Raw genomic sequence first — 13064 nt, 5'->3', positions numbered from 1 at the left:
ATCTGTCCCCTGTGCACGCACATAAACCCATCACCCATTACCCTTCACGCCTGACACCTGACGCCTCACCTGTTCACAGCGGCCTCTCCCCCGCCGCCGCGAGCGTGCGGCGCTTCCTGCGCATGTGGCTCAGTTTCAACGCCAGCACCGAGAGCGTCAGCAGGAAGGTGACGCCGTTCGCCGCCATGAGCGGCAGCGAGCGCAGCGCGATCCCGTACAGCAGCCACAGCAGCAGGCCGGCGCTGTAGAGGGAAAACGTGAGCAGCGAGATGTCTTCCGCCGTGCCGGAACGCCAGATCTTCACCACCTGGGGCACGAAGGCGATGGTGGTCAGGACGCCGGCCAGGGTGCCGATCAGCTCGACGGGATTCATGATTCCCCGACCAGGCCGGCCAGGTACCGGAACAGTTGGCGGCCCGACCTGGGCGGCTTGCCATGCGCGCGCTCGTCGCGCGCGGCGTCCGCCAGCTGCTTCAGCCGCGTGCGTTCCGCCGCCGGAAAGCGCGCGAGCAATTCCGCCAGCAAGGCCTCGTCGCCCGCGACCAGCGCGTCGCGCCATTGTTCCACCTGATGGAACACACGCGCCGCCGCGTGCCGCGGCTGGTCGAGCTGGTCTGCCGCGCGCGTGATCAGCGCCGTGTCCGCCGCGCGCAACAGTCCGATCAGATAGCGCAGCTGGCGCGCCAGTGCGCCGCGCTCGAAATCCTGCGCCGCCAGGATCTCCCCGCGCAGCTCGTCATCGAGCGGCAGTTTCGCCAGGCGCGCGGGCGACAGCGCGATGAGCCGCTGCGCCAGCGCACGCAGGGCCTCGGTCTCGCGTTTCTGCCGCGCCTTGTTCGGGCGCCCCGCCGACGCGTCGGCATCTTCCTTCTCCACATTCATCCGGCACCCCGATCTGACGGCGGCGCGCCCGCGGATGACCGCGGCGCGAACTGTGGTAGAGTCGCCCCGGGGGGCGCCATGTTCAATGCATACCTGGTCATCATCGGTCTCTTCATTCTCGGCGGTCTCGCCACCGCGGCGTGGGGCCTCCGGCTGATCGCCCGCGCGCGCGCCGTGCGCCGCTGGCCCGCCGCGGACGGCGTCATCGAGACGGCGGAACCCGCCGGCATGGACGACGACCTGCTGCCGCATATTGTATTCAGTTACCGGGTCGACGGGAAAATCTATCGCCGCACGCTTGTACTGCCCGCCGGGGAGCTGCCGAGCCCGGAACTCGCCGCGGTCTGGCTGCGCGACTACCCCGCCGGCCGCCGCATCACGGTCTGCTACGACCCCCAGCGCCCGGACACCGCCCTGCTCGAACGCGGCCGCGGCGCGGGCGACTGGCTCATCTTCGCGTTCGGCACCGGCGCGGCCCTGCTGGGCGTCGCCATGCTGCTGATCTGACGCCGCCCCGGGATCCTGCCCCGTGCAGACCGTCGTCGTCTGGTTCCGCACCGACCTGCGCCTGTCCGACCACCCCGCACTGACCGCGGCCCTGCAGGAGGCGGATACGGTCATCCCGCTCTATATCCACGCCCCGGCCGAGGCGGCGCCATGGTCGCCCGGCGCGGCCTCCGACTGGTGGCTGCACCACAGCCTTGCGGCGCTCGATGCCGACCTGCACGCACGCGGCGCGCGCCTCGTCATCGCCCGTGGCGACAGCGCGACCGTCCTCGCCAGGCTGTGCTCTGAACACAATGCCCACGCGGTACATGCGACCCGCCTGTACGAACCCGCGCCGGCGGCGCGCGACCGCCGTGTGACCGAAGACCTCGCCGCGCGAGGCATTGCGCTGCTGCTGCACGCCGGGGCGACGCTGCTGCCGCCGGAACACATGCTCAAATCCGACGGCACGCCGTTCAGGGTGTTCACGCCGTTCTGGCGCCGGCTGCAGGAACGCTGCGCCCCGCAGGCACCGCTGCCCGCGCCGGCGACCATACCGATGCCGGCGGACGGCATCGCGTCGCTCCGCCTCGACGAGCTCGGGCTGCTGCCGCGCCGGGACTGGGACCGCGGATTCTACGGGCGCTGGTCCCCGGGCGAACGTCAGGCGCACCACCGGCTGGCGGAGTTCGCGCGGACCGCGCTCGCGGATTATGCGCACGGGCGCGACCTTCCCGCACTGGCCGGCACCTCGCGGCTGTCGCCGCACCTGCATTTCGGCGAGCTGAGCCCGCGCCAGGCCTGGCGGGAGCTCGCCGGCGGCGGCGCCGCGGGCGCCCTCGAGACGCGCGGGACCGAGGCCTGGCTGCGCGAACTCGGCTGGCGCGAATTCGCGCAGCACGTGCTGCACCACTTCCCGCACACCAGCGACGCGCCGATGGACGCGCGCTTCGAGCGCTTCCCGTGGCGCAGGGACGGCGGCGCGCTGCTGCGGGCCTGGCGGCGCGGACAGACCGGCATCCCGATCGTCGACGCCGGCATGCGCGAACTGTGGCATACCGGCTGGATGCACAACCGCGTGCGCATGCTGGCCGCCTCGCTGCTGACCAAGAACTGCCTGGTCGCGTGGCAGGAGGGTGCACGCTGGTTCTGGGACACCCTGGTGGACGCCGATCTCGCCAGCAACAGCCTGGGCTGGCAGTGGACCGCCGGCTGCGGCGTCGATGCCGCGCCCTGGTTCCGTATCTTCAATCCGGTGCTGCAGGGGGAGAAGTTCGACCCGCAGGGAGACTATGTGCGGCGCTGGGTACCCGAGCTCGCCGCGCTCGATACCGGGTATATCCACCGGCCCTGGACTGCACCCCCGGCCATGCTCGCCGCGTGCGGCATCACGCTCGGTGACACCTACCCGCTGCCCATCGTCGATCTCGCCGCGAGCCGCGCTGAGGCATTGGCGGTATACAAGAGCATGGGGACGGATTTCAAATCCGTCCCCATACCTACCCCATAGCATGGGGACAGAATTCAATCCTGTCCCCATGCCGGCTTCCCCAAAGCCCCCCTCCCCCCCCCCCCCCCCCCATCTGTCCCCATTCTTCCGAGGAGTGCTTTCAGCCCAAGGTTAAAGCGGGGAGAGTCAACCACCTGCAGGAAGGGACGGAATTCCGTCCCCGGGTGACATTGATCATCCATGGGGACTGAATTCCATTCTGTCCCCATGCTTACCCGAGGGTAGTGCTTTCAGCCCGACCAGGTTCAAAGCGAGGGAGAGTCAATTCCACCCGCGTGCAGGAAAGGGGACGGAATTGAATTCCGTCCCCGGGTAATGTTGATTGCGCATCGGTTACCGCTGCATCGCTTGATTAACACACCTGCCGGCACACAATCCCGTCAGTCAGTTGACAAGATTCTCCAGCGTCCCGATCGGCTCGATGGTGATGGCGACGCGGTCGCCGCCCTGCAGGAAACGCGGCGGTGAAAACCCCGCGCCGACGCCGGCCGGCGTACCGGTGGCGAGGATGTCACCCGGCACCAGCGTGACGAAACGCGACAGGGTTTCGATCAGCGCGGGGATATCGAAGATCATCTGCCCCGCCACCTCGTCCTGGCGCAGCTCCCCGTTGACCCGGGTACGGATGCGCAGCGCAGTCGGGTCGGGGACCTCATCCACCGTCACCAGCGCCGGCCCCAGCGGGCAGAAGCCGTCGAGGCTCTTGCCGAGGAACCACTGCTGGTGCAGCTTCTGCAGCCGGCGCGAGGTGACGTCGTTGACGATGGTGTAGCCGTACACGTGGCCAAGGGCCCCGGCGCGCGAAATCCCGCGCCCGCCGCGACCGATTACCACCGCCAGCTCGCCCTCGTAGTCGGCCGACTGCGTGGGATCGAGGCGGGCCGGGATGGGGTCGCCGGGCCCGATCACGCTGGTCGTGGCCTTGGTGAAAAAGATCGGCGCCTCGGGCACCGCCTCCGCCTCGCGGCCGGACGCGCCCGGGGCCTGCACCTCCTGGACATGGTCGCGGTAATTCTTTCCGACGCAGAACACGTTGCGCACGGGCAGCAGCGGCGCGCACAACCGCACGCGGTCCAGCGGCAGCCGCGCGGCGCCGGATTCGAGCGCCGTGCGCGCCGCGGCCTGGCCCATCGATCCGCGCGCAATCAGTCCCGGCATGTCTCGCGGCAGCTCCGGCACCGCCCGCGCCAGATCGACCACCTCGCCGCGCACCCGGTCCAGCACCCCGATGCGCTGTGCGCCGGATTCAATGAAGGTTACGAGATGCATGGCATGCGATCTAAGGCGTGATGGGTAATGAGTGAAGAGTGATTAACCGCTAAAACCCTGTTCTTTCCCATCACCCATCACCCCCCACTCTTCACGCCTTACCCCTCACCCTCAATGCTCGTGCCCGCCCGCCCCGTGCGCATGTCCGTGCGTGATCTCTTCCTCGCTGGCGTCGCGCACGTCGACCACATCGAGGGTAAACTCCAGCGTGCGTCCGGCGAGGGGATGATTGGCATCGACGTCAAGGGTGGTCATGCCGACCTTGAGCACGACCACCGAGCGCGGGCCGTAGGGGGTGTTGACCTGCACCATCATGCCGGGCTCGAACTTCGCCTTGCCCTTGGCGGCATTGAGCACATGGCTCTTCGAGATCCGCTGCACCGCGTCCTCGTTGCGCGCGCCGTAACCCTTTTCCGGCGGCACTGACACCTCCAGATGATCGCCTGCCTGACGGCCCGTCAGCGCCTCCTCGACCCCCGGGATCATCCCGCCGTGGCCGTGCAGATACACCAGCGGCGCGCCGTCGCGCGAATCCTCCAGCGTCTCGCGACCCGCCTCGTTCACCCGGTAATGAAACGTGACCACCTTGTTCTTTTCAATCAGCATGGGAGCTCCAGGGATAGATTCGATCAGATACGGCATCCGGGCACCGGCTGCCGGCGCCCGCCGCTACGGTACTGTGTCGCGCGGGATTGTGCAAATCCCCGCCCCGCCGCGGGGACGGATTTCAAATCCGCCCCGGGCCGGCACCCGGTTGTCTCTCCGCCGTATTCTCCGTATGTTGTACCTTATACACCCACGCAACATGATGGATATCCCGATGATCGTCGTCGAATCCCTGTCTGGCCGCACCGTCACCGAGCAGCGCGTCGAGGTGGTCGAGCGCAAGGGGATCGGCCATCCCGACACCATCTGCGACTCCATCATGGAGACGATCTCGGTCGCACTATCGCAGGCCTACCTGCGCGAGTTCGGCGCCGTGCTGCACCACAACATCGACAAGGGCCTGCTCGCCGCCGGGCAGGTCAAGAAGGACTTCGGCGGCGGGCGCGTGCTGCGTCCGATGGAGCTGACCATCGGCGACCGCGCCACCTTTGCCGCGGCCGGCAGGACGGTGCCCGTCGCCGACATCGCCGTGGAGTGCGCGCGCGGCTGGCTGAAGCACCATCTCCGCCACGTAGATCCCGTGCGCCATCTGGACATCCGCGTGATGCTCGCGCCCGGCTCGGCGGAACTTACCGACATCTTCGCGCGCCCCGGCGCCGTGCGCGCCGCCAACGACACCTCGGCCGCGATCGGCTACTGGCCGCCGAGCCCGACCGAGCGCGCGGTGCTCGACCTCGAACACCATCTGAATTCGTCCGCCTTCAAGACGCGCTTCCCCGAGACCGGCGAGGACGTCAAGGTCATGGGCCTGCGCCAGGGCGACGCGCTTGAACTGACCGTCGCCATGCCGCTGCTGGCGGCGCACATCGGCAGCGAGGCGGCGTACTTCGCGCACAAGGAGGCCGTCGGTGCGGCGATGGAGGACTTCGCCCGCGGAGTCGAAGGCTTCAGCCGTGTGACGATCCGGCACAACGCGCTCGACATGCCCGGCCGCGGCCAGGGCGGCGTCTACCTCAGCCTGCTCGGCACCTCCGCCGAGGACGCCGACTCCGGCCAGGTCGGACGCGGCAATCGCGTCAACGGGATCATTGCGCTCAACCGGCCGCTCGGCGCCGAGGCGGTGGCCGGCAAGAACCCGGTCAGCCACGTCGGCAAGATCTACAACGTGCTCGCCCATGAGCTCGCGCGCGAGATCCAGGAAAACGTCGCCGGGATCCGCGAGGCCTACGTGCTGCTGCTGAGCCGGATCGGCGCGCCGGTCGACCGGCCGCGGATGGCGGCGGCGCAACTGCTGCTGCAGGACGGCGTCGAACTCGAAGAGGTGCGCGCGCAGGTCGAGCAGCGCATCGGGCAGGCACTGGCGCGGATGGGCGCCTTCTGCACTGAGCTCAGCGCGGGGAAATATCCGGTGTGCTGACCGTCTCTCCCGTGGGGACAGATTGAAAATCTGTCCCCACGGATGGAACCGGGGACGGAATTCAATTCCGTCCCCCTTCCTGCACGCAGTAGTGCGTTCTGCCATCCCTATTTCCAACCAGACGGAAGAATTCAACTCTACCTGCGGGTAGGAATGGGGACAGATTTCAAATCTGTCCCCGTTCTCTAATGGATGGAACCGGGGACGGACTTCCACTCCGTCCCCGCACATACCCGCGGATTGTGTGTACAGCCTCACTGGACATCAAAACCGGGTGCGGATTCAATTCCACCCTCGTGCAGGAAAGGGGACGGATTTGAAATCCGTCCCCGGCTGCATCGATTGGATATGGGGACAGATTGAAAATCTGTCCCCATATCCCTAAGACTCCCGCAGCGCCGCGGTGATGGGGATGCGTGCGGCGCGCAGCGCGGGCAGCAGGCCGCCGATGAAGCCGAGCCCCAGCGCCCACTGCATGCCCTGCAGCAGCAGCGCAGGCGTCACCTGGAACTGGAACACCACCTGGCTGAAGTTGCCGCCCAGCGTCGAGACGGTGTAGCCGTGGAACAGGGCATAGGCGATCGCGGCGCCGAGCGCGCCGCCCGCCAGTGCGAGCAGCATCGACTCCAGCAGCACCGCGACCACCACCGGCACGCCGGTGAAGCCGAGCGCGCGCAGCGTGGCTATCTCCCGCGCGCGCGCGGCGATCGCCGCGTACATGGTGTTGATCGCTCCGAACACCGCGCCGATCGCCATGATGACGGCCACCCCGGTGCCCAGTACGCGGATCATCCTGGTGAGCTGCTCCGACTGCTTGTTGTAATACTCGCGCGTGGTCTCCACATCCACCTTCAGGCGCGGGTCGCCGTCGAGCGCCGCGCGCAGCCGCTCCAGCCCCTGCGCGCCGTCCAGGCGCAGCGTCACCGACTGGAAGCCGTTGCGGCGGTAGGCGGTGGCGACGGTCTCGGCGTCGCCCCACAGCTCCGAGTCGTGCGCGTCGCCGGAGGCGAACGTCCCGACGATGCGCCAGCTCTGGTTGTTGAGGCGGATCTCCGCGCCCGGTTCGATCCCGCTGAACTGGCGCAGCGCGCCCTGCCCGACCACGAGTTCGCGCAGGCCGGGTTCGAAGCGCCGGCCGGCGAGCATCCTGACCTCGGGGCGCACCCCCCAGACGCCGGGGCCGACGCCGCGCACCACCACGTTCGCGTCGGTGCCGGAGGAACGCAGCGGGATGTTCGCGATCACCACCACCTCGGGCGAGGCGAGCGGCGCGTTCCGCGCATCGCGCGCCACGCCCGGCGCCTGCGCAACCAGCGTAACGTCGGCGCGCTCCAGGCCGGAGGACACCTCGGCATCCGCTCCGGCGCGCAGCACGATTGCGGTAGCGTCGCTGCCCGATTCGCTCAGTGTGGCCTCGAAACCCGCCGCCATCGACAACAGCGCGACCAGCACCGCGACCACGCCACCGATCCCCACCACGATCACCGAGGTGCCGCCGAGGCGCTGCGGCACGGTGGACAGGCCGCTCGCGGCGACGGCCAGGGCCTGGCGGCCGGCGCGCGAGAACAGCAGCCAGGCCGGCAGCGCCGGGCTTGCCGCCAGCAGCAGGAGCGGGGCGGACATCCACAGGACGACGGCGGCAAGCGCCGCGAGCGTGATGCCGGCGCCCTGCAGGAAGCGGATGAAGGCGCGCATGCCGCCGTCCTCAGCGGCCGCTCAGGGCGTCGACGATGCTGAGGCGCATCGCGCGCAGCGCGGGCGGCAGTCCGACCACGACCCCGATCAGCAGCGCGAGCGCCGTCCCCAGCCACCAGGTCTGCGGCGCCATCGGCAGGTCGAACTGACCGCCGCTCGCGGCGCTGATCACCGGCAGGCTCAGACGCGCCGTGACCAGGCCGCCCACCCCGCCCAGCACCAGCAGCAGCATCGACTCGGCCAGCACGATGGACAGGATCAGGCGGTGGGTGAAGCCGAGGGTCTTGAGCACGGCGAGTTCGGGGATGCGGTCGCGGATCGCCTGCGCCATGGTGTTGCCGGTGAGCAGGACCAGCGCGAAGAATACCGCGCCCATGATGGCGGTGACGATGAGCCCGATGTCGCCGATCTGCTTGGCGAAGGAGAGCTGGAAGTCACGCTCGCTCTGGCTCTTGGTCTCGTCGGACGAATTCGCGAACAGGCGGTCGATCGCCAGCGCGATGCGGTCGACCTGCGCCGGGTCGTCCACCTTGACGATGTACCAGCCCACGGTGCCCTGGCCGAATTCGCGCGCCTCGTCGAAGTACGCGAAGTTGAAGAACAGCTGCTGTTCCATGCCGCGCAGCTCCGGCTGCGCGGCGCGGAAGATGCCGACCAGGTCCAGCGCCCACAGGATGCTGCCGTCCTTGTTGGGAAAGATGGTGGCCTGCAGCGGTATCTTGTCGCCGACCTTCCAGCCGAAGCGCTCCGCCAGGGCCGCGCCGACGATCGTGCCGGTGCGCGTGGCGATGAAGGCCTGCCGCTGACCGGGCTCAATGAGTATCTCCGGATGGATGTCCAGGAAGGACTGCGGGCTGACGGCAATGGTGGGAAAGAAGTTCTTGGGATCCTGGTAGACGCCGCCGAACCAGTTGGCATAGGCAATCTCGCGCACGCCGGGCACGGCCTGCATGCGCGCCAGATGCGCGAACGGCAGCGGCTGGATGATGGAGAAGCGTGAGGACACGATCAGGCGGTCGATACCGGCGAGGTTCTGCGGCGCGGTGAAGGCGACGCGCACGGCGTCGAGCAGACCGAACAGCGCGAAGGCCGCGGCCACCGACAGCAGCGTGAGCAATGTGCGCGTCCGCTTGCGCCGCAGGCCCATCCAGATGAGGTGCAGGTATTTCACACCGCCCGCCTCACGCCACCGCCTGCGCCTCGACCAGCGAGCCCTTGTCCAGGTGCAGGATGCGCCGCGCGTATTCGGCGGCCTTGGGATCATGGGTCACCATGATCATGGTCTTGCCATAGTCCCGGTTCAGGCGCTGCAGCAGGGTCAGCACCTCTTCGGCGGAATGGCGGTCGAGGTCGCCGGTGGGCTCGTCGCACACCAGCAGGGTCGGATCCGACACGATCGCGCGCGCGATTGCGACGCGCTGCTGCTGCCCGCCCGACAGCTCGCCGGGCTTGTGTCCGACGCGGTCGCCGAGACCGACCAGATCAAGCGCGATGCGCGCATTGCGCCGCCGCTCCGCGGCGGAGAGGCGCGTCAGCAGCAGGGGCAGCTCGACGTTCTTCTGCGCCGTGAGCATCGGCAGCAGGTTGTAGAACTGGAAGATGAAGCCGACATGGGCCGCGCGCCAGCGCGCCAGCTCGGTGGCGGTAAGCGTGTCGATGCGGCGGCCGGCGACCGTGATGCTGCCGGAGGTCGGCGTATCGATGCCCGCGAGCATGTTGAGCAGCGTGGTCTTGCCCGAACCCGACGGCCCCATCAGCGCGAGGAAATCCCCCTGCGGGATGTCGAGGTCGATGCGGCGCAGCACCTCGAGCCTCTGCCGCCCGCGCTCGTACACCTTGCTGACACCGCGGATCTCGATCAACGCCGGCATGATGAGGAGTCCCCGGATCGCCGCGCCGGCTCAGCCGGCGGGCTTGATCCTGACCCGCATGCCGTCCGTGAGCTGCGCGGGCGGATTGCGCACCAGGGTCAGGCCGGGCTCGATCCCCTCCTCGACCAGCAGCATGTCGCCGTAGCTCTGGCCGGTATTGATCTCGCGCCGCCGCACCTGCTCGCCGTCGAGCGCGAACACCACGCTCGCGCCGTCGCGCCGCGCGACCGCCGCGGCCGGGACCAGCACGCCGCCCGGCGCGCCGGCGGCCTCCTGCAGGAAGGATACCCGGATCCCCATGTCGGGCACGATGCGCGCGTCCTTCTCCTTGAGCGCGATGCGCACCTTCACCGTTGCCTTGCTGCGGTCCGCGGTCGGAATGATGGCGATCACCTGCGCGGGGATCCGCCAGTCGGGATAGGCGTCGAGCACCGCCGTCACGGGCTGGCCGGGCTGCACGCGGTTGATGAAGGCCTCGTTGACGTCGACCTCGATCTCGAGCGAATCCATGTCGACGATGGTGCAGATGCCGGTGCGGGTGAAACCGCCGCCGGCGGAGATGGGCGATACGATCTCGCCGGGCTGGGCCGACACCGCCACCACCACGCCCGCGAACGGTGCATGGAGGACCGTACTGTCGAGATTGACACGCGCGACCTGCAGTTCCGCACGGGCGACCTCGACCTGGCCGCGCTGTGCGCCCAGCCGGGCATCGAGCGAGGTCGCGCGCGTGCGCGCGTCCTCCAGCGCCTGCAGCGGCGTCAGGCCGCGCGCGTTGAGCTCCTGCTGGCGCTGGAGATCGCGCGCGGCCTGCGCCGCCTCGGCCTCGAGCGCGCCCAGCTGCGCCTGAACCGCGTTCAGGCGCGCCTCTGCCAGACGGAGCTGCGTCTGCTCATCAATGTCGTCAAGCCGGGCCAGGACCTGCTCATGGGCCACCGTGTCCCCTTCCTCGACGTGGACGTCCGCGAGCTTGCCGGTGATCTTGAACGACACGGTCGCTTCACGCTGCGCGGTGACATAGCCGGTGGCGTCGAGCACCGCGACACCGCCGGCGACGGCTGCGGGCGCCTGCGTCGTCACGGTTTCGACCAGCACGGGCTGCGGCCTCAGTACCAGCGCGGCGCCTCCGCCGACCGCCGCCAGCAGCAGGGCGCCGCCCGCGATCCAGTAGCGGCGCTTCACCGCGCCGCGGCCGTCGCGCTGGCCGGGATCCAGGCGCAGCTGCTCCAGGAGATTCTGTTCATTCATGGTGTATCGTTTCCCAGGTATGCCGGCGAGGTCGTGTCTGTCGTCTGCGCACCGGAATCGGCGCGCGAATCATTCCGCCGCCCGTCACGGCGCGTGACCGGCGGGATGCGGGATTCACGGCGCCATTATATATCACTTCGCCCGGCCGGCCGGGCGCAGGAGCCCGGCGCACCCGGCGCCCTTTCCGTCCCCTTGAAATGCAAAACCCCCGGCTGTGTGGACAACCGGGGGCTTCACCTCACCTCTCCTCGCAGTTTCTGCGGCGCCGGACTGCACACCGCCGCGGCCCGAACCCCGGACCGGTTCTAGCCCCTGCTGCTCACACGTAGGGCATCACAAACATCGATGCCCCCACCAGGCAGGTCGGGATCAGCGTAATCATCAACGCGACAATGCGATTGTGCATAGCAATTTCCCTTTTGTATTGGTTCCATGTTTTTGTAGTACATCCACAAGCACAAAGATCGAAGACGGAAAAATGACGCTATACGACTGTTAGAACGCGATAACAATAAACAGTTCCCGAATATAATTCAATGCTACTAGATAACTCAGGCGAACAAACCGTCATACAACCGACACGCGTTGCATTACTCGATAAAACATGGCAGGAGGATTCGTCCGCAGGATGACTCTTAAAAATTACCGGGTGGCGAGTATCGCTATCACGATCGCTGGTGGCGCAGCCAGCGCCAGGCCCGCGGGCCTAGCGCTTGTCGATCGGGACGTAATCGATCTGCGCGGAACCGGTGTAGACCTGGCGCGGGCGCATGATGCGGCTGTGCTGGTCGTCGTGCTGTTCCTTCCAGTGCGCGATCCAGCCCGGCAGGCGGCCGATGGCGAAGATCACCGTGAACATGTTGGTCGGGATGCCCATGCCGCGCAGCAGGATGCCGCTGTAGAAGTCGACGTTCGGATAGAGCTTGCGCTCGATGAAATAGGGATCCGCCAGCGCCAGGTCCTCGAGCTTGCGTGCGATGTCGAGCAGCGGATCCTTGTGGCGCAGGTTCGGCAGCACCTTCTCGCACAGCGCCTTCAGCATGCGCGCGCGCGGATCGATGTTGCGGTAGACGCGGTGGCCGAAGCCGAACAGGCGGAACGGGTTGCTCTTGTCCTTGGCGTCGCGGATGCACTGCTCGGGCGACAGGCCGCCGAGATGGATGCGCTCCAGCATGTGGATCACCTCCACGTTGGCGCCGCCGTGCAGCGGGCCCCACAGCGCCGACACCCCCGCCGCGCAGGACGCGAACAGGTTCGCGCGCGCCGAGCCGACCACGCGCACCGCCGTCGTGCTGCAGTTCTGCTCGTGGTCCGCGTGCAGGATGAAGATCAGATTGAGCGCCTCCTCGATCTCCGGCGGCGCGATGTACTGCCGGTACGGCAGCGAGAACATCATGTGGAGGAAGTTCGCGCAATAGCGCAGGTGGGGATCCGGGTAGATGAACGGCAGGCCGCGTGAACGGCGGTAGGAGAACGCAGCGATCGTGCGCACCTTGCTGATCAGGCGCGCGGCGGCCTCCACCAGCTTGTCAGCGTCCTCCAGCTCGAGGAACTGCTTGTGAAAGCAGGCCAGGTTGCTGACCATGGCCGACAGGATCGCCATCGGCGGGGCGTCCGTCGGGATGTACTGGAACTGGTTCCTGAGCCCCTCGTGCAGCAGCTCGTTCGCGGTGAGACGCTCACGGAAATGCGCGAGCTCCGCCGGCCGCGGCAGGTGACCGAAGATCAGCAGCCAGGCCGCCTCGACGAAGCTGGGTTCGCGCGCGAACTGCTCGATCGGAATGCCGCGATAGCGCAGCACGCCCTGTTCGCCGTCGATGAAGGTGATCGCGCTCCTGCACACCGCGGTGTTGGCGAGCGCCGGATCGAAGGTGGTCAGGCCGGTCTGGGCGAGCAACTGGGTGACATCGATGGAAGAACCGCCTTCCGATCCCGTCACGATGGGCAGTTCGATCTGCTTGTCCTTCACCGTCAGGATGGCTTTGTCCGTCATGAGCTTTCCTCGATTTCACGCCGTTTTTGAATTCATAATCTAGCACAAGCCCGCAGAAATCCGTCAGTCTGTACCAAAGTCCGCCCG

General features: G+C 67.9%; 12 protein-coding genes. 3 read left to right on the top strand and 9 right to left on the bottom strand.

Going from position 1 to position 13064, the window contains the following annotated elements:
• Positions 1-73: 73 nt before the first annotated feature.
• Positions 74-373 carry a SemiSWEET transporter gene (locus IPK65_07060; GenBank protein ID MBK8162894.1) on the bottom strand — a complete coding sequence of 100 codons (300 nt, stop codon included), beginning with the start codon at positions 371-373 and terminating at the stop codon, positions 74-76.
• Complete coding sequence (locus tag IPK65_07055; GenBank protein ID MBK8162893.1) at positions 370-882, bottom strand: DUF615 domain-containing protein; 513 nt, start codon at positions 880-882, stop codon at positions 370-372. The genes IPK65_07060 and IPK65_07055 overlap by 4 nt, the downstream gene beginning before the upstream one ends.
• 78 nt (positions 883-960) lie before the next feature.
• On the opposite strand from IPK65_07055, the gene IPK65_07050 reads away from it, so the two are divergent.
• Both IPK65_07050 and IPK65_07045 read left to right on the top strand, forming a co-directional pair.
• Positions 961-1389: a DUF3592 domain-containing protein gene (locus IPK65_07050; protein MBK8162892.1), complete on the top strand. Its 429-nt coding sequence runs from the start codon at positions 961-963 to the stop codon at positions 1387-1389.
• A gap of 22 nt (positions 1390-1411) precedes the next feature.
• The gene (locus IPK65_07045; GenBank protein ID MBK8162891.1) at positions 1412-2878 is read left to right on the top strand and encodes a deoxyribodipyrimidine photo-lyase; all 1467 of its coding nucleotides are present in this window, start codon (positions 1412-1414) and stop codon (positions 2876-2878) included.
• Positions 2879-3262: 384 nt separating this feature from the next.
• Here IPK65_07045 and IPK65_07040 read toward each other — a convergent pair whose 3' ends face one another.
• Positions 3263-4147: a fumarylacetoacetate hydrolase family protein gene (locus IPK65_07040; GenBank protein MBK8162890.1), complete on the bottom strand. Its 885-nt coding sequence runs from the start codon at positions 4145-4147 to the stop codon at positions 3263-3265.
• A gap of 111 nt (positions 4148-4258) precedes the next feature.
• Positions 4259-4753, bottom strand: a complete 495-nt coding sequence (locus IPK65_07035; GenBank protein MBK8162889.1) for a peptidylprolyl isomerase — start codon at positions 4751-4753, stop codon at positions 4259-4261.
• A 214-nt stretch (positions 4754-4967) separates the two neighbouring features.
• Between IPK65_07035 and IPK65_07030 the strand changes: the two genes are divergently transcribed.
• A complete protein-coding gene (locus tag IPK65_07030; GenBank protein MBK8162888.1) occupies positions 4968-6170 on the top strand; it encodes a methionine adenosyltransferase in 1203 nt (400 codons plus the stop codon).
• 381 nt (positions 6171-6551) lie between these two features.
• Here IPK65_07030 and IPK65_07025 read toward each other — a convergent pair whose 3' ends face one another.
• The 5 genes from IPK65_07025 to IPK65_07005 form a co-directional block, all read right to left on the bottom strand.
• The gene (locus IPK65_07025) at positions 6552-7865 is read right to left on the bottom strand and encodes an ABC transporter permease (GenBank protein MBK8162887.1); all 1314 of its coding nucleotides are present in this window, start codon (positions 7863-7865) and stop codon (positions 6552-6554) included.
• Positions 7866-7875: 10 nt separating this feature from the next.
• Positions 7876-9036, bottom strand: a complete 1161-nt coding sequence (locus IPK65_07020) for an FtsX-like permease family protein (protein ID MBK8162886.1) — start codon at positions 9034-9036, stop codon at positions 7876-7878.
• A gap of 10 nt (positions 9037-9046) precedes the next feature.
• The gene (locus tag IPK65_07015) at positions 9047-9736 is read right to left on the bottom strand and encodes an ABC transporter ATP-binding protein (GenBank protein MBK8162885.1); all 690 of its coding nucleotides are present in this window, start codon (positions 9734-9736) and stop codon (positions 9047-9049) included.
• 30 nt (positions 9737-9766) lie between these two features.
• Positions 9767-10984 (bottom strand): efflux RND transporter periplasmic adaptor subunit, encoded by a 1218-nt coding sequence (locus tag IPK65_07010; protein MBK8162884.1) that lies wholly within the window; start codon positions 10982-10984, stop codon positions 9767-9769.
• 706 nt (positions 10985-11690) lie between these two features.
• Positions 11691-12977 carry a citrate synthase gene (locus IPK65_07005; GenBank protein ID MBK8162883.1) on the bottom strand — a complete coding sequence of 429 codons (1287 nt, stop codon included), beginning with the start codon at positions 12975-12977 and terminating at the stop codon, positions 11691-11693.
• Positions 12978-13064 lie beyond the last annotated feature (87 nt).

The sequence above is a fragment of the Gammaproteobacteria bacterium genome (genome assembly GCA_016712635.1).
In the GTDB taxonomy this organism is placed as follows: Bacteria; Pseudomonadota; Gammaproteobacteria; order SZUA-140; family SZUA-140; genus JADJWH01.
This window is presented reverse-complemented; position numbering and strand designations above follow the sequence as displayed.

Bases quoted from the DNA above. Each gene is read 5' to 3' on its own strand.
- IPK65_07060 (MBK8162894.1), bottom strand. From the start codon at position 373: ATGAATCCCGTCGAGCTGATCGGCACCCTGGCCGGCGTCCTGACCACC.
- IPK65_07055 (MBK8162893.1), bottom strand. From the start codon at position 882: ATGAATGTGGAGAAGGAAGATGCCGACGCGTCGGCGGGGCGCCCGAAC.
- IPK65_07050 (MBK8162892.1), top strand. From the start codon at position 961: ATGTTCAATGCATACCTGGTCATCATCGGTCTCTTCATTCTCGGCGGT.
- IPK65_07040 (MBK8162890.1), bottom strand. From the start codon at position 4,147: ATGCATCTCGTAACCTTCATTGAATCCGGCGCACAGCGCATCGGGGTG.
- IPK65_07035 (MBK8162889.1), bottom strand. From the start codon at position 4,753: ATGCTGATTGAAAAGAACAAGGTGGTCACGTTTCATTACCGGGTGAAC.
- IPK65_07030 (MBK8162888.1), top strand. From the start codon at position 4,968: ATGATCGTCGTCGAATCCCTGTCTGGCCGCACCGTCACCGAGCAGCGC.
- IPK65_07025 (MBK8162887.1), bottom strand. From the start codon at position 7,865: ATGCGCGCCTTCATCCGCTTCCTGCAGGGCGCCGGCATCACGCTCGCG.
- IPK65_07015 (MBK8162885.1), bottom strand. From the start codon at position 9,736: ATGCCGGCGTTGATCGAGATCCGCGGTGTCAGCAAGGTGTACGAGCGC.
- IPK65_07010 (MBK8162884.1), bottom strand. From the start codon at position 10,984: ATGAATGAACAGAATCTCCTGGAGCAGCTGCGCCTGGATCCCGGCCAG.
- IPK65_07005 (MBK8162883.1), bottom strand. From the start codon at position 12,977: ATGACGGACAAAGCCATCCTGACGGTGAAGGACAAGCAGATCGAACTG.